General features: G+C 60.6%; 30 protein-coding genes. 9 read left to right on the top strand and 21 right to left on the bottom strand.

The genetic code is table 11. The features are described 5' to 3' along the window. Window positions 1-182: 182 nt before the first annotated feature. Window positions 183-926: an OmpA family protein gene (locus B1781_RS06195; protein WP_125931949.1), complete on the top strand. Its 744-nt coding sequence runs from the start codon at window positions 183-185 to the stop codon at window positions 924-926. Between the two features lie 15 nt (window positions 927-941). Continuing rightward, on the top strand, window positions 942-1,589 hold the full coding sequence (locus B1781_RS06200) for a hypothetical protein (RefSeq protein ID WP_078118824.1): 648 nt from the start codon (window positions 942-944) through the stop codon (window positions 1,587-1,589). 71 nt (window positions 1,590-1,660) lie between these two features. On the opposite strand, the gene B1781_RS06205 is transcribed toward B1781_RS06200, so the two are convergent. The 4 genes from B1781_RS06205 to B1781_RS06220 all read right to left on the bottom strand — a co-directional run bounded on the left by B1781_RS06205 (window position 1,661) and on the right by B1781_RS06220 (window position 4,083). Continuing rightward, on the bottom strand, window positions 1,661-1,945 hold the full coding sequence (locus B1781_RS06205) for a hypothetical protein (RefSeq protein ID WP_078118825.1): 285 nt from the start codon (window positions 1,943-1,945) through the stop codon (window positions 1,661-1,663). A 100-nt stretch (window positions 1,946-2,045) separates the two neighbouring features. Next, on the bottom strand, window positions 2,046-2,561 hold the full coding sequence (locus B1781_RS06210) for a hypothetical protein (protein ID WP_125931950.1): 516 nt from the start codon (window positions 2,559-2,561) through the stop codon (window positions 2,046-2,048). Between the two features lie 172 nt (window positions 2,562-2,733). Further along, window positions 2,734-3,372, bottom strand: a complete 639-nt coding sequence (locus B1781_RS06215) for an ankyrin repeat domain-containing protein (protein WP_078118827.1) — start codon at window positions 3,370-3,372, stop codon at window positions 2,734-2,736. A 15-nt stretch (window positions 3,373-3,387) separates the two neighbouring features. Then, window positions 3,388-4,083 (bottom strand): rhodanese-like domain-containing protein, encoded by a 696-nt coding sequence (locus B1781_RS06220; RefSeq protein WP_078118828.1) that lies wholly within the window; start codon window positions 4,081-4,083, stop codon window positions 3,388-3,390. A gap of 102 nt (window positions 4,084-4,185) precedes the next feature. Between B1781_RS06220 and B1781_RS06225 the strand changes: the two genes are divergently transcribed. Next, window positions 4,186-4,542, top strand: coding sequence for a hypothetical protein (locus B1781_RS06225; RefSeq protein ID WP_078118829.1), 357 nt, complete (start codon window positions 4,186-4,188; stop codon window positions 4,540-4,542). Here B1781_RS06225 and B1781_RS06230 read toward each other — a convergent pair. The 3 genes from B1781_RS06230 to B1781_RS06235 all read right to left on the bottom strand — a co-directional run bounded on the left by B1781_RS06230 (window position 4,511) and on the right by B1781_RS06235 (window position 5,675). Then, a complete protein-coding gene (locus B1781_RS06230; protein WP_078118830.1) occupies window positions 4,511-5,044 on the bottom strand; it encodes a putative 2OG-Fe(II) oxygenase in 534 nt (177 codons plus the stop codon). The genes B1781_RS06225 and B1781_RS06230 overlap by 32 nt on opposite strands. Then, complete coding sequence (locus B1781_RS23125) at window positions 5,037-5,186, bottom strand: hypothetical protein (RefSeq protein WP_164513276.1); 150 nt, start codon at window positions 5,184-5,186, stop codon at window positions 5,037-5,039. Before B1781_RS23125 ends, B1781_RS06230 begins: the two co-directional genes overlap by 8 nt. A 156-nt stretch (window positions 5,187-5,342) precedes the next feature. Then, a complete protein-coding gene (locus B1781_RS06235) occupies window positions 5,343-5,675 on the bottom strand; it encodes a hypothetical protein (RefSeq protein WP_078118831.1) in 333 nt (110 codons plus the stop codon). A gap of 290 nt (window positions 5,676-5,965) precedes the next feature. Here B1781_RS06235 and B1781_RS06240 point away from each other — a divergent pair, with 290 nt between their 5' ends. Further along, entirely contained in the window at window positions 5,966-6,799 is an 834-nt protein-coding gene (locus B1781_RS06240) for a DUF3108 domain-containing protein (RefSeq protein ID WP_078118832.1), read from the top strand. A gap of 14 nt (window positions 6,800-6,813) precedes the next feature. On the opposite strand, the gene B1781_RS06245 is transcribed toward B1781_RS06240, so the two are convergent. The 3 genes from B1781_RS06245 to B1781_RS06255 all read right to left on the bottom strand — a co-directional run bounded on the left by B1781_RS06245 (window position 6,814) and on the right by B1781_RS06255 (window position 8,742). Beyond that, on the bottom strand, window positions 6,814-7,404 hold the full coding sequence (locus B1781_RS06245) for a hypothetical protein (protein WP_078118833.1): 591 nt from the start codon (window positions 7,402-7,404) through the stop codon (window positions 6,814-6,816). Window positions 7,405-7,505: 101 nt separating this feature from the next. Then, a complete protein-coding gene (locus B1781_RS06250) occupies window positions 7,506-7,844 on the bottom strand; it encodes a hypothetical protein (protein ID WP_078118834.1) in 339 nt (112 codons plus the stop codon). Window positions 7,845-7,854: 10 nt separating this feature from the next. Continuing rightward, window positions 7,855-8,742: a lipase family alpha/beta hydrolase gene (locus B1781_RS06255; protein WP_078118835.1), complete on the bottom strand. Its 888-nt coding sequence runs from the start codon at window positions 8,740-8,742 to the stop codon at window positions 7,855-7,857. A gap of 214 nt (window positions 8,743-8,956) precedes the next feature. Between B1781_RS06255 and B1781_RS06260 the strand changes: the two genes are divergently transcribed. Next, window positions 8,957-9,469, top strand: a complete 513-nt coding sequence (locus B1781_RS06260) for a DUF1269 domain-containing protein (RefSeq protein WP_078118836.1) — start codon at window positions 8,957-8,959, stop codon at window positions 9,467-9,469. A gap of 129 nt (window positions 9,470-9,598) precedes the next feature. Here the strand turns inward: B1781_RS06260 and B1781_RS06265 are convergent, their stop codons facing one another. The 4 genes from B1781_RS06265 to B1781_RS23130 form a co-directional block, all read right to left on the bottom strand. Next, window positions 9,599-10,015, bottom strand: coding sequence for a nuclear transport factor 2 family protein (locus B1781_RS06265; RefSeq protein WP_078118837.1), 417 nt, complete (start codon window positions 10,013-10,015; stop codon window positions 9,599-9,601). A 28-nt stretch (window positions 10,016-10,043) separates the two neighbouring features. Then, window positions 10,044-10,790 carry a lysophospholipid acyltransferase family protein gene (locus B1781_RS06270; RefSeq protein ID WP_078118838.1) on the bottom strand — a complete coding sequence of 249 codons (747 nt, stop codon included), beginning with the start codon at window positions 10,788-10,790 and terminating at the stop codon, window positions 10,044-10,046. A 41-nt stretch (window positions 10,791-10,831) separates the two neighbouring features. After that, window positions 10,832-11,233 (bottom strand): thioredoxin family protein, encoded by a 402-nt coding sequence (locus B1781_RS06275; RefSeq protein ID WP_125931951.1) that lies wholly within the window; start codon window positions 11,231-11,233, stop codon window positions 10,832-10,834. A 188-nt stretch (window positions 11,234-11,421) separates the two neighbouring features. Continuing rightward, window positions 11,422-11,598, bottom strand: coding sequence for a hypothetical protein (locus B1781_RS23130; protein WP_164513277.1), 177 nt, complete (start codon window positions 11,596-11,598; stop codon window positions 11,422-11,424). 262 nt (window positions 11,599-11,860) lie between these two features. Here B1781_RS23130 and B1781_RS06280 point away from each other — a divergent pair, with 262 nt between their 5' ends. Further along, window positions 11,861-12,589: a hypothetical protein gene (locus B1781_RS06280; protein ID WP_078118840.1), complete on the top strand. Its 729-nt coding sequence runs from the start codon at window positions 11,861-11,863 to the stop codon at window positions 12,587-12,589. A 6-nt stretch (window positions 12,590-12,595) separates the two neighbouring features. Here the strand turns inward: B1781_RS06280 and B1781_RS06285 are convergent, their stop codons facing one another. Beyond that, window positions 12,596-12,973: a DUF6455 family protein gene (locus B1781_RS06285; RefSeq protein ID WP_078118841.1), complete on the bottom strand. Its 378-nt coding sequence runs from the start codon at window positions 12,971-12,973 to the stop codon at window positions 12,596-12,598. Window positions 12,974-13,076: 103 nt separating this feature from the next. Continuing rightward, window positions 13,077-13,370: a hypothetical protein gene (locus B1781_RS06290; RefSeq protein ID WP_334223896.1), complete on the bottom strand. Its 294-nt coding sequence runs from the start codon at window positions 13,368-13,370 to the stop codon at window positions 13,077-13,079. Between the two features lie 100 nt (window positions 13,371-13,470). Between B1781_RS06290 and B1781_RS06295 the strand changes: the two genes are divergently transcribed. Further along, the gene (locus B1781_RS06295) at window positions 13,471-14,307 is read left to right on the top strand and encodes a hypothetical protein (protein WP_125931953.1); all 837 of its coding nucleotides are present in this window, start codon (window positions 13,471-13,473) and stop codon (window positions 14,305-14,307) included. Between the two features lie 131 nt (window positions 14,308-14,438). Then, window positions 14,439-14,861: an HIT domain-containing protein gene (locus tag B1781_RS06300; protein WP_078118844.1), complete on the top strand. Its 423-nt coding sequence runs from the start codon at window positions 14,439-14,441 to the stop codon at window positions 14,859-14,861. On the opposite strand, the gene B1781_RS06305 is transcribed toward B1781_RS06300, so the two are convergent. The 5 genes from B1781_RS06305 to B1781_RS23405 form a co-directional block, all read right to left on the bottom strand. Continuing rightward, window positions 14,858-15,151 carry a GIY-YIG nuclease family protein gene (locus B1781_RS06305; protein WP_078118845.1) on the bottom strand — a complete coding sequence of 98 codons (294 nt, stop codon included), beginning with the start codon at window positions 15,149-15,151 and terminating at the stop codon, window positions 14,858-14,860. The genes B1781_RS06300 and B1781_RS06305 overlap by 4 nt on opposite strands. Window positions 15,152-15,191: 40 nt before the next feature. Continuing rightward, window positions 15,192-15,635 carry a hypothetical protein gene (locus tag B1781_RS06310; protein WP_078118846.1) on the bottom strand — a complete coding sequence of 148 codons (444 nt, stop codon included), beginning with the start codon at window positions 15,633-15,635 and terminating at the stop codon, window positions 15,192-15,194. A gap of 128 nt (window positions 15,636-15,763) precedes the next feature. Then, window positions 15,764-16,087: a hypothetical protein gene (locus B1781_RS06315; protein ID WP_078118847.1), complete on the bottom strand. Its 324-nt coding sequence runs from the start codon at window positions 16,085-16,087 to the stop codon at window positions 15,764-15,766. Window positions 16,088-16,163: 76 nt separating this feature from the next. Beyond that, window positions 16,164-16,541 (bottom strand): hypothetical protein, encoded by a 378-nt coding sequence (locus B1781_RS06320; RefSeq protein ID WP_078118848.1) that lies wholly within the window; start codon window positions 16,539-16,541, stop codon window positions 16,164-16,166. A gap of 10 nt (window positions 16,542-16,551) precedes the next feature. After that, on the bottom strand, window positions 16,552-16,686 hold the full coding sequence (locus B1781_RS23405; RefSeq protein WP_334223897.1) for a hypothetical protein: 135 nt from the start codon (window positions 16,684-16,686) through the stop codon (window positions 16,552-16,554). Window positions 16,687-16,867: 181 nt separating this feature from the next. Between B1781_RS23405 and B1781_RS06330 the strand changes: the two genes are divergently transcribed. Then, complete coding sequence (locus tag B1781_RS06330) at window positions 16,868-17,641, top strand: alpha/beta fold hydrolase (RefSeq protein ID WP_078118850.1); 774 nt, start codon at window positions 16,868-16,870, stop codon at window positions 17,639-17,641. Window positions 17,642-17,645 lie beyond the last annotated feature (4 nt).

The following is a 17,645-nucleotide window of genomic DNA, read 5'->3' on the forward strand; positions in this document are numbered from 1 at the left end:
CGTGGTCAATTCGCTGTCACTGCGATGCTGAGGTGGATCAAACACCGGCCAAACAGTCCCTAGAAGGCGGGATTTTCAACCAACCGGTCTCGAAAATGCGCTAAATTACCCCATCGGCCGCCGACGGCGGCCGCAGCAGAAAAACAAAAAGCCATATCTGCATTCAATCGGGGGAGATCGGGGTGTCTAGAAGTACTGCGATATTGGTCGCTCTGGCCAGTCTATTGCTGCTTACATGGTTTACCGTGGCGCTGCGCTACGAACCCATCGAGTCAGACCTCACAGAGCGCGTCAAACGGGCGTTGTCCGCCAATGCCATCAATAACATTGCGATCAGTGCACGCGGGCGTGACTTGACGCTCGAAGGCGAAGTTGCGCGCCAGGTTTCCGTACAGCGCGTCGCCGGGATTGCCGCCGATGTGCGGGGAGTTCGCTCGGTCGACGTCAGCGGCATACGCCGGCGTCAGTCACTGCTCGATCCCAACGATCCACTGCATCCGAGGTTCGACGTCAGCAAGATCGAGAAGGTCGGCGGCGACCTGTCGAACCCGATGTCCGCTGCGACCTGCCAGCGCATGATGGCGCGCCTCGCAGCCGCTCGCTCGGTGCGATTCGTCGCCGGCAGCGCATCGCCGATGCCCGAGAGCTACCCAGTGCTCGGCGATTTGGCGCGCTTGGCCTACCAGTGCCCGGGATCGCAGATCGTCATCGGCGCCCACACCAGTGGAATCGCCGATCGCAATGCAGACCGCCTGAGCCTGGCGCGCGCACAAGCGATCGAACAGTTTTTCTACATCGCCGGCATCACTGCCGAGCGTATGCAGGTGGTGAATTACGGCAACAGCCAGCCGATTGCGCCGAACACCACGCCCCAGGGGAGGGCGGCCAACCGGCGTATTACTTTCGATATCGTTCCCTTTCAGTAACAGACCGGAGCGGAAATGACCTATCTGATTACTCAAACCTTTGTTTTGCTGTTGATCGCCGCTCTGCTGGGTATGTTGCTGGGCTGGTATCTGACCAGGATCTCGGCGGCCAGCACCAAGACCTCACTGCTGACCCGGTTGCGCAACGCGGAGAACGAGTCACGCAAGTTGAAGACCGAGCTCGACGCTGCCCTGGCGACTCGTACCAACTGCGAAGCGGAATGCAAGAGCCTGGTCGATCAATTGGCTGCGGCCAAGGCTGAGCTGGGCTCGGCAACCGACAACAGCGAGCAGGTGGCGGAACTGGAGGCCCAACTCGCCGAGTGCCGGGTGGCGCTCGAACAGGCCAGCGAAACCGCAATCGCCGCGACCGAGGCCGCCGCCGAAGCCGCAGATCCCGTCGCCGCCGACGCCGGGGCAAGCGGGCAACCGTTACTCGCCGGCAACGACGAGGCGGCCGACAACCTGCAGGAGATCAAAGGCATCGGGCCGAAGATCGCGGGCATCCTGAATGACCTGGGTATCCGGCGCTTCGATCAGATTGCCGCGTGGACGCCGGAGAACATCGAATGGGTCAATGAACGGTTGAAGTTCAAAGGGCGTATCGAACGTGAATCGTGGATACCGCAGGCCAAGGCCTTGATGAAAGCGAAAGGCGGTTGATCGGCGATTCCGATACATAAAAAAACCGGCTTCAAGCCGGTTTTTTTATGTGCGGCAATGTGCGCGGGAGTTCAGTCGTCGAGCCATTTGGTCAGGCCTTCGATCAGTTGACGGGCCTGGTCGGGGCTTGAGATGTTGAACTTCGACTTCTGCTGATACTCGCCGTTGCGCTTCTGGTAGCGGCGGATCGAGTACTTGTCCTTGCTGTATTCCTCTTTGCGAGCGTCCCAATCCTGGTAGCGGAACAGGATCGTCGTCCACGCGCCTTTCGACAAGACCACCTTGTCGAGTTCCTTGACGACATCGACGCCGCCTTCGCTGTAATTGATGGTGAGTTCTTCCGGGGTGCTCGCCATGGCTGTGTTCTCCGTCCAGGACTTTGCTGAGGCGCGCGACCTTAGCAAGACTTGCGGTGGTTGCAAAGCGTTGCGCCGGTAGCCGGCGGCCGCATGCTGCTCAGCGGGAATCCGATTCGTCGGGACACACGGGTTGATCGACGAAATCCAGGGTGCTCCCGGCAAAGCCCAGATGCACGTCGTCGACCAGCCAGCGGTCGGCCTGCTTGGCGTATCGCACGGCCAACACCACCGGTTCGTTGGACGCCTCGTAGCCGTTCAGTGTCAGGCAACCGCTACGGTCGTCGCGCTGCTGATGATACGAATCGATCCTGTCGACATACTGCGTGAGCTTCAAGCGGTAGAGCGAGCTTTCGTCGCCAGGGTCCACTGTCAGCAGGTAGCGTTCGGTAAAGAAGTCGGCGCGGCGCTGCACGATGCTGTCGTTGTCGACCGCCGCGGACAAGGCGACGTACAGGCGGAACAGGTCGCCTTCGGCCTGCGCCAGCGATTCGCCCGAGGGTTTGTCTGAAGGCGGGGCATGCGAGGCCATCCAGCCGCACCCGCCAAGCATCAGCAAACCTGCCAGCATCGCCAAGCAGCGCCAGGCGACAGTCTGTCGTGTTGTGCATTTCATGTTGCTGAACCCGCCTGCGTCATGCTGATCCGCGCCGTTGGAAATTCGCGGGCCATGTGGCGGCCGCGACCAAATACGCTACCAGTCTGCTTGGGGTCGCCACAGTCGCAATAGTTCATCGCGCGTACGCGGTACGTGAAGCAGGGCAGGCGTATAACGTCCGTGCTTGCGTTCAACGTGCGCCCTGGCGCGTCAGCAGGCTGACGATTTCCGGCAGCTTGAGCTCCGTGGCCAGTTGCAGCGCGCTCTTGCCGTCGGCGGTCGCCGCATTAACGTCGGCTCCCTGGTTGACGAGATGGGATGCCAAGCGGTGGTTGTCCTGGCGGATGGCGGTCAGCAGCGGCGTGTCGCCGGACGCATCGCGGAACTCGGTATCGGCGCCACGCGCGATCAGGAAGCGAACCGTGTCGCGATCGGTGCTGCCGATCTGCGCGGCCTTGGCGAGCAGGGCGGAAGCATCCAGCTGTGCACCTTCCTTCAGCAGCAGTTCGGCAACCTGGGTGCGACCGGCGAGGATGGCGACGTCAAGCGCGGTGCTGCCGTCGGCGATCTGCTGGTCGATCAGCGCGCCGTGCTTGAGCAGGTTTCTGACCATCACGAAGCGGCCTTTCTGCGCTGCTGCGTGCAGCGGATACACCCCGTTCGGCAACGCGGTGTTGATGTCGGTCCCCCAGTAGATGTGGCGCTCGAGCTGGTCGAGGTCGCCGCGCTCGACGGCGAGGAACAGGGAGATACTCGGTCTGTCGGGTTCGGTGCAGGCGCCGAGCAACGCCACAGCAAGACTGAAGACGATGACGAGAAGGTGTTTCATAGCTACATGATACCGCTATGGCGGCACCACGGTGGTAAACCCCAGGGTCTCCCAGGCCTGCATGCCGCCGCGATACCACTTGAGCTTCGACGGCGGATAACCGAGACGCAGCAGGCGCTTGATGTTCGACGGCGATTGACCGCACCACGGGCCGTTGCAGAACAGCACCAGGGTCTTGGCGTCGCGGAAATCGAGAAACATCTCAGAGCGGTCGACGTCGAAGCGATTGACGAGAATGGCCAGCACGTCGGCCTCGCTGCTGTATCGCAGGCTGAGCTTTTGGTGATGGATGTTGACCGAACCCGGAATGGTGCCATGCGCGAGCCAGTGCGGACCGCGCGAATCGATGACCAGCAGTGAATCGTCGCCGCGGCCGATGCGCTCGAGATACGCCAGCATCTCGAGCTCGCCGATCGTCTCGACACCTTCGGGCATGCGCATAGGTTGAATGCAGAAAGGCGGGCAGCGCCTCGAGGTGCGCTGAAAGGCCTGCGCGATCGTGTTATCTCGGTCTTGCTGGCGCTGTATGCGCACCGGCTGGCCGTTGTGCAGCGTCGTGATGCCATCGAGCTGCGGCGTGATATTCACCGCAAGGTCGGCCGCCGTGGCGCTGCCGGCGAATAGCGCGACACACAGGCTGCAGACCGATAGGAATGCGAGCAAGGCCCGTTTGCGTGAATCGGATGGTAGCAACGTGGTCGTGAAGTTCATGCAAGGTCGATGATCGTGCGGCGTCCCGGTGCCATCCCGGGTTAAGATCCGTTCATGATCAGTAAGATTCTTTTTACGCTTGCGATAATCTTAGCCGTAGTCTTGTTCTGGCGCACACGCCAGGCACGTGCGTTGCCGCAGCGCCCGCCGCCGCGCGTTATCAACCCGGTGCAAAACGAGCGCCGACTGCCGGTACGGGCACTGGCAACGGGCGTCGTCACCCTGATGATTCTCGCATCGGCTTTTCTGCTGTACGACCACTGGCGGGACAGTTCCGAGGTCATCTACATCCGGGTCGTCGACGCGTCCAGTGGGCGGGCGGCCGAATACCAGGCGCAACGCGGTGACATCGAAGACCGCGAATTCATCACCACCGATGGGCGTCGCATCGTTCTGGCCGAGACCGAGCGACTTGAAACGTCGACGATCAGGTCTGCGGGTCTATCGGACCAAAATTGAACGCCACCGACAGGCGCATCTGTGCCGCCCGGTTTTCTTCGACCTCGTGCGGCAGGTCGGGGGGGAACAGCACCAGCAGGCCGGGGCGTGGTGTGACGGTAATCAGCGCCTCGTCGTCGTGCAGCAGCAGATTGCCGCTGTCGGGCGGACATTGCACGTAGTAGACGGCGGACAACAGCTCATCGAGTTCCTCGTGGCTGTGCAGGCTGGTGCGATGTCCTGCATGCATCTCGTTGAACCAGAACCCGGCGCGTAAATCGGGCCTGCCGAGGATCCGCGCAGCATGCTCGCGCGCAAAGCCGATCACCGGTTCGAGCTCCACGATGCGTTCCGCCGGGATATAGGTGTTCTCGTAGCGCCCGCCGAAATGGTGCGTGCGCCGCAGGTCTTCGGCCTGCTTTTCACGTTCATAGGCGGCCTGCAGCGCCTGGTTGACCCGGTCTGCATGCGGCAATTCGGCGAAGAAGATGTCGCTCAGGGTCTGCGCTTCGACACTATTCACGTCGCTCTCCGACAGGGCGCTCGCAGCGCACCAGGCCGCCGCCGACGGATTCACAGTCTTCGCCCAAGGGCGGCGGCGTGCGGCAGGCTGCGCCGATGCCGAGCAGAATGAAGAAACCAAGCGTCAAATAAACGATACGCATGTGCTGATTTTCCGGCGGTAAGCCGACCGACGCAATCCGGCGCCCGTCGCTGCTGAATTTTCATAGGCCCAAAAAAAGAAACCCGGCGCCCACTTGCGTGGGGCCGGGTAAATGGCGAGATTTGATCTCGCCTGTGCCGAGAAGGTTACAGTCGAATCAGGCGGTCGGCCGTGATATCGCTGCCTCTACGAGATTGCCGTTCACGCGGCCAAGGGCTTTGAGCCCGGCGCTGGGATCGGCAGCAAACTGTGCCTCAATTTTCGCCACATGCTTTTGAGCGTCGGCAAAGGAACCGATGTTGGCGTCATGAGGCGATGTGACTTCCTGAGCGAGTCGTTCTTGAGCGCGGTCAACCTTGGCTGAATGTTCGCTTGGCTGGTGGCTTGAAGTCGGCGCGGTGGAGGTCGATCCGTCGCTTTTGGCGTCAAAATTCCGTTGCTTTATGGCTTGATGTGTCGAGAAATTGTCGGAAGTGATGCGATTCGTCATTTTTTCGTCCTGAATTCGTCAATCTTTTGGCGAAATCGCCACCTTTCTCCCTATGACGGAATTAGATGCACGACGGGTGCCAAAGGCAGTCTCGGCGTCGGCGTTCGGAACTAATCGGGTGTGCCATGAATCTTTCAATCCGAAGAGAATATGCGTTTTGCCGCAGCAGGCGTGGCGAAGCGGTTCACAATCGGCAGGTGTCGGCACATGGAAATTGCAAATACTCAGGATGGAAAGCGATCGATCCGGCAGACAATACCAAGAGATCGTGTACCGGGGGGCGATGAGCAATGATTGGTAACAAGGTGAAACAATCGCTGCTTCTGGGCTGCGTACTGCTGGCGATCTTTCCGCTCAGCAGCGGCGCCGATGCCGGGGCGTCGGCGCTCGACTACACCGTGACCTACCGTGGCGTCTTCTCGCTGGGTCGTGATCTGCAGATCGCCGATGTGAACATCACCGAGCAGGCTCCGGTAGAGGGCGTGCAGACGGCACGTCTCGACGTGACGTCGGCCGGATATCCGGACGTGGAGTCGCTGTATCCGATCCGCTATCGCTTCCGTAGCTGGACGAACACGGCTGATGGAGACTTGGTCGGTTTCGAAACCTATCAGAAGACCAGCAAGCTGCGTCACCGGCTGTATGTGCGCGACGGTGGCGCGCGTGACGTCAAACGGCTCGACCCGGCAAGCGCGCCCGGGCGCGAGGCATTGGCCCAGTTGGATACGGGCAACTGGCCGCTACCTCCGGGAGCCGGTGAGGTTTTGTTCGACCGCCTCAGTCTGCTCGCTGCCGTGCGCGACCTGGATCTTGAAGTCGGTCGGCAGTACGAGTTGCCCGTGACCAACGGCAAGGAACGGCTGCGATACCAGGTTACGGTGGAGCGGTCGCAGAACATCGCGGTCGCCGGCCAGCCGGTCGCCGCCTGGAAAGTGCGGTTCGACGGTTTGGAGCAAAACGATCGCGGCAACTGGGAAGCGGCGCACAGGCCGATCTTTATCTGGTTCAGTCAGACCCCGGAACGTTATCCCTTGCGCGCCGACAACCGCCATCCGATCGGCCTGTTCCGCATTGAATTGACCCGCTTGCCGCAGCTGCAGGCCGTGGCGCGTCGCGGGTCCTGACAACTGATGACGAATTAATCGTCGACCAGCTTCAGATGGCTGATGTCCGGGATCTCTCTGGGCGGCTTTTCGACCACGCAGTCTTCGAGCGTGCCCGAATTCGGCGGTAGCGCCTCGAGCCCGCTGGTGTCGATGTCGGCAGGTGCGGGAGGTGGATGATCGTCGATGGTCACGCCGGGCTCGGCCAATGACATGGCGCTGGCTGCCTCGGGCGAGGTCTCGACGAAGGTGATTTCATCGTCAGCCGCGGGAGGCGGTGCGGTGACGACGATCTCTTCGTCAGGCTCGGGCGGCGGCGCGGCGATGATGATTTCCTCGTCGGCCTGCGGCTCGGGTGTTGGCGGAGCGACGACCGGTTTGGGCTCGGGCGCCGGTGATCCGGTGGGGACGATCTGCACCAGGGCGCCGACCTCGCGGAATGCCGCACGGTAGCGGCTCGCCTTGTCGGCATCGACGGCCTGTTTGACCCGCATGGGCTTGCCCGAGAACATCCGCTCGAGCGTTTTGCCTTCCACCTTGAACAGCTTGCCTACGCCCTGTTTCACGGCTGCCGGATCGGCGTCCGGTAGCATCTCTCCCATGAAATAGATATCGAAACCCTGCATCTTTGCCTCGTTATTGTTGGCGCCCGGTTTGTCGGGGTCTGCCTTGTACCGACTCCATTTATGACGGCAGATATCGTGTGAACCTTATATGAGATAGCGCTTCAGATGTGGGACTCCGCCCATTTGTTGAACTGCGACACAATGAGTTCGCCAGCGTCGTTGTGTTCGCCGAAGCTGCTCATGATCGAGTACACCTCGATCAATGCGTTTCGCAGTGCCAGCGCATCTGCACGTGCCTCCGGCGTAAAGCCACCATCGATGGCCAGATCGATCGCGGCGATCGACTGAGTATCGTTCCACCAGTCACCGCTGTTCATCATGCGACATGCTGCCGCCGGGTCGCGTTCGAACGACTGTCGCGCGATGGCCGCCTGGTTTGCCTCGTAGACGTGGCCATAGCGCCTGAGCAGTTCCTCGAGTTGTCGCAAGGCGTCGTGCATGCAAGCAAGCTTAGTCCACGCCGGGGTTGTCCTTTGTCGGTGCGCTGTTCTTGGCCTTGGTCCGCGGTTGCTCGGTGAGCAGGTTGGCGATCAATTCGCCGTCGGCCGGACCGAGCAAGTGGCCCTGCGCCATGCTGTAGGTCTGCGAGCGGCCGGCGAGCGCCGGTACCTGATTCATATCCTGGCTCATCGGGGGCACCCATTGGTCGCCGGGCATATACACGGTGCCGATGCGCATGATGCTGGTGTAGCCGATGTCGGGGTGTGGTTGTTGGTTCAGCCAGAACAGCATATTGCCGGGCGCCGGCGGTGCCAGATCGAGCAGCACGCCGCGGCTGTGGTGCAGCGTCGCGTAAAGTGCGTCACCGGTCTTGCGTCTTACCAACCAGCTTTTGACGAAGCCGAACATGCCGCTGTTGTCGGTGGCATCCAGCGCCTGGATCGCACGCCCGGTGCCGAGGTGGGGGGAGGCGATCGTGATCAGACGCTTCACCTTCATCTTGCCGTGGCGCACCAGCATCATGCGGGCGACGACACCGCCGGCGGAGTGCGCTGCGAGCTGAATGTCCTGGTCGGGATAGGTAGCGTGGATGCGATGCAGGTAAGCCGCGAGCCAGTCCGCCTGAATCACGACCGGGGCCTGCGACGGCAGGTTCAGCGTGATCACGGGCTTGCTTGCCTGTTCGGCGGCAGTCGGTCGGTACAGAATGCCTTGCGGGCTGAAACTGTATTCGCCGGCGTGTTGATAACCGCGCCGCTGCAGTCTGTCGAGTACGCCGGACTCGGCCCAACTGGTGCCGCTGCCGAGGTAACCATGAACCAGCACGAGCACGTCGGCGAACGCGGGTGGGGTGCTGAGGCAAAGGACCAAAACAACCAGAATCAAACGGGATTTCATGGAGATTTCCTGCGGTAGACCGCGTGTTCGATAAGCAGGAGTAATTAAACAGCCCTTTTATCGTCGGTTTTTCGGCCTTCGAATTCAAAAGTTTTTATAAAGGCATACTGTTTTACTGCGGTTTTCTATACTGCCGAATGAGAGACCGATGTGCCGGGTTTAAAGCGGCAGGCTGGCCCGGGGGTCGATAAGACTTACAAAGGAGGGATCTCAGATGCGGAGACGGTTGTACTTTGTTCTACCGAACGTGGCTTCGGCAGAAACGATTGAGAAAGAACTGTTGCTGGCGAAGATCGACGACCCGCACATTCATTTCCTGGCGAAGGATGGGATAAACCTCGGCCGCTTGCACGTCGCAAATCTGTTGCAGCGTTCCGATCTGTTGCACGGCATAGGTCTGGGTATGGTCGCCGGTGGCGTCACCGGGGCCCTGGCCGGCGTGGCGTTGTCGTTCAACCCGTCGTTGGGCGATTCGATCGGTATGGGCGGTATCCTGATATTGGCTGTGGTGTGCGCCATGATCGGCTCCTGGGTATCGGGAATGATCGCGGTCAGCATCCCCAACTCACGCCTGAAGCGTTTCCAGCCGGCCATCGACCGGGGTGAAATCCTGTTGATGGTCGACGTGCCGGTACGTCGCGTGCGCGAGGTTCGCGAACTGATCATGAGCCATCATCCGGAAGCCAAGGCAAAGGGCCAGGAGGAGCAGATTCCGGCATTCCCCTAGTAATGACATCCGTCAGATCAACGAGGATAAGACAGCGGCTTCGGCCGCTGTTTTTTTCGACCTGGAATCCTCAGCCGGCAAACAGAAGACCGGCACCTTGCTCGAAGCGGTCGACTGAGGATCCTAGGTTCAATGCAACGGCGGTTGCGCCTCGGACTCGCTGCGCGGTTCGACCAACGGCAACGATGCGTGGTGCGCCAGCATCCGCCATTCGCCGTCGACCAGGCCGTAGATGTTGGTCGCCAGCACCACGGCACGGCGTGCACCCGAACCCGTGCTCACGCGCTCTTCCACGGTGTGTACAGCCAGGTTGTCGTTGGCGTTCGATTGCACCAGACGATACTCGACCTGGGGCGGTTCACTGCCGGTGAAGATGTTGGCCCAGCTGTCGATCACCGCGGCATAACCTTGTAGCAGTTCGCCGCCGGGGTGGATGCAGCTGACGGTCAGGGAATCCATCCACACGTTCTGCATCGCATCGACATCGAGCGCACGAAAGGCGTCATAGAAGGCGTTCTCAACCGCTGCGGGTTCTTTAAAGCTCATTGGGTCGTTGCTTGTCCGTCGTCAGGTTTCAGCCGATGTGCCGTGCCTGCCATTGCTGGTAGAGCCCATAGACGTGATCGCAATAGCTCTGCTTGTCGTCGAACAGGTGCGGCTCAATCGGATCATACACGTAGAAGTTCGCCCGGTTGTTGCTGGCGAACATGATGTTGCGAATATTCGCCAGCAGGCTGTGTCGGCCCCAATGGAAATCGTGCAAGGCCTCGTAGTGCAGATAGACCGGCACGATCGGAATACCGGTTTTCAGCGATATCGCGAACACGCCGTGCCGGAAGGCGGGTTGCAGGCGCGGACCTTTGATGCCGCCTTCGGGATACAAGGCCACGTTGGTGCCTTGATTAACGTGCCGTTCTATCTGGTCGGCAGCGGCGCCGCGCGAATCGCGCGATTCACGTTGCACGAAGATGGTCCCGGCGGCTGCTGAGATACGCCCGACCAACCACCAGTCTTTGACCTCGCGTTTCGCCAGACAGTCGACGTCGAACACCGCCGGGATACCGATGTCTTCGAACGACGATGGATGATTGGCGATCAACAGGTAGCGCGATGGCAGGGGATGCGTATGCCGGTGGTGAACGCGCAGGTCGACGCCTAGCGCATGTATCCACGTGCGGCACCAGCTCTGAAACAGCCGCCGATACCAGCCGCTGCGCCACGATGGCGGCAGAAAACTCAACAGGTACAGCAATGCGGTGAATACACTGAGCTCCAGCCAACCCAGCGTCAGCCAGACGACGCGTACGAACGTGCGAAACATGCCGAGATGTCCGGGCCTTTGTCGAAGGTTCTGTGCAGAGTTTAGCGCGCGTGTGAGGCGATCAAGCCGTGCATATAGTTGGCTGTACGCACGCCGAGCAACATGCGCGATACCACGCCGTTCTCGATCAGTATCAAAGTAGGTGTTGCGCGGATTCCCATCTCACGCGACAAGGCAGGATCGTCGGTAACGTCAAACTTGAAAACGGGAGCGCCGGTCTCGGCGAGGATGTCGACCTCTTTCGACATCGGGCGGCAGGGACCGCAGTGCGGTGCATAACAGTAGACCAGGGCTTTGCCGTTGACTGCGGCGAGTTCGGGAAAGCGTTTGAACAACGGGTCGGCAGCCAATCCCTCCGACGCGCGTGTCGCCACGTACATGTAAACAAGGTACAGGCCCCAGGTAATCGCAAGTCCGATGAATGCATATGCCAGGAGGTTCAAGGTCGGCACTTTCCTCTCTTAGATGGCCGAATGGCCTTCTGCAAAGCGTAGACCCTGAATACACCGCCGGGAATAGGTAAAACGCCGCAATTAGCGTCGTCTGAGTGCATCCGTATATGCTGAAATTGCCGAGTTGCCGGCGCTCAATGGCGGCATTGTATCGGGCGCGCGAACGCCGTTCGGGGCACTCAGCGTCGCCGCCGGGTTTCGAGGCGTTTGTGTTTGAGTTCTTTCAGATTGCGCAAGCCGATCAGCAGTGCCCAGGCGCCCAATGTGAACAGCGCGACGGGGATGTAGCTGCTGATGGTGCTGTCTAGCGAGGCGGCCAAGGCGTCGCCTGCCATCGCCGCGGATGAGGTCAACAAGAGGCTTATTTGTGTTTTGTTCGGCATCCTTCTGTCACGCCAGTCGTTAGATCGTTAAGTTGTGTAAATTAATGCAAATACTTTGCCCTTCTTGATTTTCTACTCAAAAACAAGCACCTGGCGTCGTTCAGGGGTTTCATTCCGGGTCAGCTGTAAAGACGGCTGACAACCAACGAATGCGTTGTGCGCGTTGGTGAACGTAAATCAGGTTTTGCGCGCGGCCGCCGTTATTGGATGGAGGGGGCAAACCGGGAGGTGCGCAGTGGCAGAGCTTGAACAATGGGGGGTACCGTTGGCCGTCGCCGGCATGCTGGTGGCGACACTGTTCATGGCGGCTGTCGTTACGCGTTACCAGGCCCATCTGGCGACGGTTCGGCTGGCGGTGCGGCGCATCGAGGTCGGTGTGCAAACGCTGTTGGCGATCTTCGACGACCTGCAGACCGTGTCGTTGTCACGTGAACTTCGAGTGACCTTGCGCAGCGATGTGCTTGCCCGTTACCAAAAGATCAAGAAACTGCACAAACGCTACCTGGGTATTGCCGAGCGCATCGCCGAAGCCGAGACGGCACTGAATGCCGAAGGCGCCGCGCCCGGTGGCGTCGGGCCGATTGAAGACGAGCAGGCATTCCGCAAAATGCTGCGTGCGCTCGACAGGCTGATCGAGATCGTCAGCTACGGTGAAACCGTTCAACCGATACCCGCCGATGTGCGTGGCATCTTCAAACGCGAACTGGGTGAACGTCGCGCCGAAGTGGTGTCGCGTTTCTACATGGTCGAGGCGAAACGCTACGAGAACAATGGCAATTACGTGCGTGCGCGTATGCACCTGAGCAACCTGATGCAACTGCTGCGTCGCACCGGGCCTTCGACGGATTTCGTACGCGAACTGTACAACGAGGCGGATGCGGCGCTCGGTATCCTGAATCGCCACGACAGCGTTGACGTCGACGCGACGGACGAGGGTGGCGAACCCAACGCCTCTGTTGCCTGACGCGGGCTACCGCTGTGTATCCGGCTGTTGTTCGCTCGGCTTTTGAATCGTTTTGAGGTCGTCGATATTCGCGCAAAAACCCAGGCCGGGTTCGGAAGACGGTGCTGGCGCCTGCAACACCTCGTCGCATTCGTTCTTGGCATCGCACGTGTCGCATTTGCGCATGTGGTTTTTAATATCGACCGCTTTTTGTTCGTGCAGATAGCGCGCTTCGTCGATGCCGAGATAACGCAACATGCGCGAAAGCCTGAGCTGGTCGAGGTCTTTCGCCAGCTGCCGGCGGAACCAATGGCCGGTGCGCAGGTTGCTTCCGATCGCCATCGGCAGGCGTATCGCGACGTAGATTATCGCCAGTACCAGCGGTACGGCGATGAGCAGGCTCATCGTGTCCACGGCTCACTCTCCCCCTTTGAGTGCTCGGCAGATTGTTGAACCTGTCAGCGCCTCAAACCTTGATCTCGATCAGTATCGGCAAGATCACGTGGCGTCACAGGTCGAACAGATCATCGGCTGCCGCGCGCAGGGCATCGGGGTCGGCCGCCGGTTGGTGGGCATCACTGCTGGGCTCGAAGTAGTCGCAGAAATTGGCCCGGTCCTTGTCTTTTACCGGTTCCGCGATGGGTTCTTCGCAGTCGTTGGCCCTGCCTGGCGCGAAGAACCGGCAATTGCGACAGACGTGCGTCTGCTTGCGGCACTGCGGGCACTCGCCCTCTCGCTGGTAAAGGCTGGTTTCCAGGTGGTTGCCGCACGACCAGCAAGTACCTTCGGCATTCGGTGACACGGCCATTCCCCACGGTTCTAATTCGATCGTCAGGCTTAAGATTCTGGCATGTTTGACCGATAACCGTGAGTACAATTCCGATAAGAGATCCGGCTGCGTCGTGAAAGACCCGCTCGAGATAAACATTGCTGGCCGCGTGATGATGCTGCTGACGCGCCTTGGTATGAGCAACACGCGTTGTCTCGACGTGTGCACCAAGGCCGTATCCGCGGTCGTCCATCAGCGCATGCGCACGGATGCCAACGTGAACTTCGGCAATGTCGGTCCGTTGATCGCCGAACAGCTCGGCATGTTGGAGGCTGCGCTCAAGGCGCGGTCCGGCACATGCGGCGGGGCATCCGCAGCACCGGCCGCCGCAGCAGCGGAGCAGGCTGGGGATGCCGTTACGCCGGCAGCGCAAGACGCGGTGCAGGCCGAAGCAGAGCCGGTCTTCTACGATGACATGACCGAGCAGCCTGCCGCCGAGGAAAAGCCGGCCGAAGCACCGGCCAAAAAAGCCAAGCCGCCGGCACGCCATACCCCGCAGCCGATGAGCATGGAAGACAAGCTCAAAGAAGAACGTGAGCCGACGCAGAAGCTGCTGGCCGAAGACTGCGTGTCGGCCGGCCTGATCGATCCCGACCAGGCCAAGAAGCTGATCCTGAGTATGACGGGCAAGACCAGCCAGGATGCCGAGACCGACATCGTCGAGCACCTGCGAGGCGTGTTGCAGGAGCAGGTCAAGAAACTGATCCGCAAGGCGAAGAACGGCGGGCCCTGGGCGTCGCCGCATTCGCAGGAGCAGCTGCGCAAAGACATTCATAGCGCCAAGACGGTGCGCAGTGTGTTGACGATGCGCCGCCAGGTCATCAAGGAACTCCAGCAGTGGGAGAAGGAACACGGCCGTGGCGGTATCCTCGGCCTGTTCAGCGGACGTCGCAAAACCGCCGGTCGTTAACCGGCTTGATCCGACGTCTGCATTGACCGGCGCGGCGTCGCGGGGCAATCTCCAATCATCGCAAACATTCGAGCCTGAGCGCTGACGTTGCCGAATCGGCCTGACGGCGTCGCTGCGGCCAGCTACACCCTATGAAAGAGTTCGTCCTGCATTCGCAACTGGCGGCCGATTGCGCATTGGTCGGTGACCTGCCTCTGAGCCGTGTCCTGTTGCTCAACGATGGCCGCTATCCCTGGGTGGTGCTCGTTCCCCGCCGTGCAGACATCCGCGAGATCTACCAATTGAACCCGGACGACCGGCAGCAGCTGCTTGCTGAATCGTGCCTGGCCGGTGAGGTATTGATGCGCAGCTTCGATGGCGAAAAACTCAATATCGGTGCGCTCGGCAACATGGTGCCGCAACTCCATGTACATCACATCGTGCGCCGGCATGACGATCCTGCATGGCCCGGGCCGGTCTGGGGACATTCGCCGGCCGTCGCCTATCAACCACAACAACTGCATGAACGCCTCACGTTGCTGCGCGGGGCCCTTGGCACGGTGGATATCGCCTAACCGGCATGCTCGCTTGGCGATGAGATCTCGGTCGGCAAGGGGAGGGCGGTCTCGCCACGGATCAGGCGTTCCTTCTGAACCCTGCTGAGTTTCTTTACCTGGTATTCGACGCGCTGCGCCTCACCCCGGTCGCCTACGGCCTGGGAAAAGACCAATTGCAGCGGACCGCGTCCGCGCAGGCGGCGAGCGCCGCGGTTGTTCTGGTGGGCGTCGAAGCGACGCTGCACGTCTGTGCTGATGCCGGTATACAGCGAGCCGTCGGCGCACCGGACGAGGTACAGATGCCACATCGTGGTTGTTCGACGTATCGTGGTGAATGCAATCGCAATACTAGGGCAACCAGTGCTCGGATTCGAGTACCGTGAACTGTTTCAGGTAGTCGTAGGCATTGGCCGAGAACTCGAGATAGTAGCCGTCGATGCGTGCGCCGCGCCGCAGTGGATGCATCCGTTCCAGGCGGATGCCTTCGGCAGCGAGCGCTCTGCCGATCAGGTCTATCGCGGTCAACGAGCGGGTTTCGCGTGTTCCCATAGCGGTGCGTGAGCGAAAGCGCGAGCCGTTGTGATCGGGTCCGTGGCGGACCTTCGACACGAAGATGGTCTTGCCTTGCGGTCCGGCCGCGAGTTTCAGACGGTAGTTGCCGACCGCGATCGGTCGTGTGGCGCCCTGCCAGTTGGAGCAGTCGAAGGCCAGCTTGAACGGAAACTCACAGGTGATGCGATCGCGCGCATGGATGTTGCTGCTCAGCGCCTCCATCTTTGCCGATACCGGCATCGACACTGCGAACAGTGACAGGATGAGAGCGACGTGGCGAACGCGTGTTCTGAGTGTCCGGGCAGAGGTGTGCATGTCCAGGCCTTTGCGTCTCCAGCGAAAACTTGCGTCGAATACCGGGGTCTCGATCAGGCCGTGTTCGTATTGACGTCCAGGTAGCCGCGCTGGATAGCGGTCTCCAACGCCCTGGCGCCATTCACCAGTTCGTCGTACTCGAGGCGTAAACGCGCCAGTTGTTTGAGCTGGTCGGTGCTTGCCTGGCCGTCTTCTGCATCGTTGCCGAGGGCGATCAATGCCTTGAGGTAGCGCGCCCGGGCGTTCGCCACCAAGCACAAGACAGGGCGCAGATCGTCGAGCGTCAGCTCGGGGATCTCGGGGTTGATCACCTCGCGATTGATCGAACGCATGGTGCGTTCGAGCTCCATCAGCAGGCGTTTACTGTCGTCCGACATGCAGTCAGCTCCACGCGGCGGGATAGGCCATATCCCCTTTTATCGGCAGCAGTCGGTGTCGGCTTGAGAGATTAATTCAGGTCAGGGCCTGTTCGAGGTCGGCCAATGTCGCAGGCAGGGCGACCACGGTATCCAGTTTGAACAGTGCTTTGAGCTTGTCGATGTGTCGAATCTCGCTGCGATCGGCAAGAATCACGACGCGCGATGCCGGTGCGAAGCGTTGCAGGCTGCGTAGCAGGACATCGAGGTTGCTGACGTTGGCGCCGGCGTAGTTGTTGCCATAGCCGTAGAAGAAGTCGGCGACGACGACATCCGGCGGTGTCTGTTTCATCTTGGCGATCGCTTTACGCTGACCGTTGAACGCCAGCCGCTGATAGCCCAGCGTATCGCTGAGTGCGGATAGGTCGGGATGCGTCGGAGATTCGACGATGTCGAACAACAGCGGTGGTGCCATGCCTGCGGGACTATTCGCCTGAATCTTGTTTACTACGGTGATGCGCTTGCCGGTCGCCCTGCCGGCGTTCGAGATACTTCAATGCCTGGATCGCACTGGCTACGGTGCCGATCAGAAACAGAAAGACGAGCAACGCGATTTCCATCGGCTTGGGTTCCGTGTTCTTTGCCGGTGGGCGGCTACCATGTGATGATAGCGACACACCGGCTGGACGCAATGGCAATTCGACATGCCATGCCGCGAATCGGCATTGTTCAGCGTGCGGCGCATGACCGCCGGGTACATTCCACGATTGAGCCGCATCTTGTGACGACAGGAGATCTGCCATGCAGAAATTGACCGCCTTGCTGTTTGCAACCCTCGCCATGTTGACGATCCCGGCCGTCGCCAGCGACCTGGAAAAGGAAGGGCGTTGGGCCGAACAGGTGGTCGACGCGCTGCTCGATGGCGAGGCAGTCTATCTCAACGATGGCCGCGGTGACTTTCTGGCGATCGAAACGGAAAGTGCCGATGGCGAATTGCGCAAGGCGGCGATCGTCATGCATGGAACCGGGGTGCACCCGAACTGGCCGACGGTTGTATTGCCGCTGCGGGTCGAGTTGACCCAGTCCGGCTGGCACACCCTGTCGATCCAGATGCCGGTGCTGCCGAACGAGGCCGAGCATGCCGAGTACGCCAAGATCTACGATTGGGTGCCGGGCCGTCTGGATGCGGCGATCGATTATCTGCGAGACAAGGGTTTCGACAAGATCGTGCTGATCGCGCACAGCCAGGGATCCACGATGACCAGCTATTACCTCAGCGAGGCGCCGAAACCGGTAGACGGCTTCGTCGCCATCGGTATGTCGGGGGGTATCGCCGGCGGGCCGATGGATTCGCTGGCGCAGCTGCCGACCTACAAGCTACCGATGTTCGACCTGTACGGCAGTGAAGACCTGCCGGAAGTGCTCGCCAGTGCGGATCAGCGCGCCGCGCAGGCGAAGCAGTCGGGGGGCGACTACACGCAGCAGATGGTCGACGGTGCCGACCATTTCTTCGAAGGCGAGGAAAACGAACTGCTCGACGCGGTCAATGCCTGGTTGGACGCGCGTTTCCCCTGATTGC

It is taken from the genome of Thiosocius teredinicola, from assembly GCF_002009425.1.
GTDB classification, from domain to species: domain Bacteria; phylum Pseudomonadota; class Gammaproteobacteria; order Chromatiales; family Chromatiaceae; genus Thiosocius; species Thiosocius teredinicola.

Excerpts from the sequence above, each read along its gene's own strand:
- B1781_RS06305 (WP_078118845.1), bottom strand. The coding sequence starts at position 15,151 with ATGTGGCATCTGTACCTCGTCCGGTGCGCCGACGGCTCGCTGTATACC.
- B1781_RS06250 (WP_078118834.1), bottom strand. The coding sequence starts at position 7,844 with ATGCACGACGCCTTGCGACAACTCGAGGAACTGCTCAGGCGCTATGGC.
- B1781_RS06215 (WP_078118827.1), bottom strand. The coding sequence starts at position 3,372 with ATGAAACACCTTCTCGTCATCGTCTTCAGTCTTGCTGTGGCGTTGCTC.
- B1781_RS06200 (WP_078118824.1), top strand. The coding sequence starts at position 942 with ATGACCTATCTGATTACTCAAACCTTTGTTTTGCTGTTGATCGCCGCT.
- B1781_RS06330 (WP_078118850.1), top strand. The coding sequence starts at position 16,868 with ATGCAGAAATTGACCGCCTTGCTGTTTGCAACCCTCGCCATGTTGACG.
- B1781_RS06320 (WP_078118848.1), bottom strand. The coding sequence starts at position 16,541 with ATGGCACCACCGCTGTTGTTCGACATCGTCGAATCTCCGACGCATCCC.
- B1781_RS23405 (WP_334223897.1), bottom strand. The coding sequence starts at position 16,686 with ATGGAAATCGCGTTGCTCGTCTTTCTGTTTCTGATCGGCACCGTAGCC.
- B1781_RS06285 (WP_078118841.1), bottom strand. The coding sequence starts at position 12,973 with ATGAGCCTGCTCATCGCCGTACCGCTGGTACTGGCGATAATCTACGTC.
- B1781_RS06205 (WP_078118825.1), bottom strand. The coding sequence starts at position 1,945 with ATGGCGAGCACCCCGGAAGAACTCACCATCAATTACAGCGAAGGCGGC.
- B1781_RS06265 (WP_078118837.1), bottom strand. The coding sequence starts at position 10,015 with ATGAGCTTTAAAGAACCCGCAGCGGTTGAGAACGCCTTCTATGACGCC.
- B1781_RS06310 (WP_078118846.1), bottom strand. The coding sequence starts at position 15,635 with ATGCCGGTATCGGCAAAGATGGAGGCGCTGAGCAGCAACATCCATGCG.
- B1781_RS06245 (WP_078118833.1), bottom strand. The coding sequence starts at position 7,404 with ATGCAGGGTTTCGATATCTATTTCATGGGAGAGATGCTACCGGACGCC.
- B1781_RS06270 (WP_078118838.1), bottom strand. The coding sequence starts at position 10,790 with ATGTTTCGCACGTTCGTACGCGTCGTCTGGCTGACGCTGGGTTGGCTG.
- B1781_RS23125 (WP_164513276.1), bottom strand. The coding sequence starts at position 5,186 with ATGCGTATCGTTTATTTGACGCTTGGTTTCTTCATTCTGCTCGGCATC.
- B1781_RS06220 (WP_078118828.1), bottom strand. The coding sequence starts at position 4,083 with ATGAACTTCACGACCACGTTGCTACCATCCGATTCACGCAAACGGGCC.
- B1781_RS06315 (WP_078118847.1), bottom strand. The coding sequence starts at position 16,087 with ATGTCGGACGACAGTAAACGCCTGCTGATGGAGCTCGAACGCACCATG.
- B1781_RS06260 (WP_078118836.1), top strand. The coding sequence starts at position 8,957 with ATGCGGAGACGGTTGTACTTTGTTCTACCGAACGTGGCTTCGGCAGAA.
- B1781_RS06255 (WP_078118835.1), bottom strand. The coding sequence starts at position 8,742 with ATGAAATCCCGTTTGATTCTGGTTGTTTTGGTCCTTTGCCTCAGCACC.
- B1781_RS06300 (WP_078118844.1), top strand. The coding sequence starts at position 14,439 with ATGAAAGAGTTCGTCCTGCATTCGCAACTGGCGGCCGATTGCGCATTG.
- B1781_RS06210 (WP_125931950.1), bottom strand. The coding sequence starts at position 2,561 with ATGAAATGCACAACACGACAGACTGTCGCCTGGCGCTGCTTGGCGATG.
- B1781_RS06240 (WP_078118832.1), top strand. The coding sequence starts at position 5,966 with ATGATTGGTAACAAGGTGAAACAATCGCTGCTTCTGGGCTGCGTACTG.
- B1781_RS06235 (WP_078118831.1), bottom strand. The coding sequence starts at position 5,675 with ATGACGAATCGCATCACTTCCGACAATTTCTCGACACATCAAGCCATA.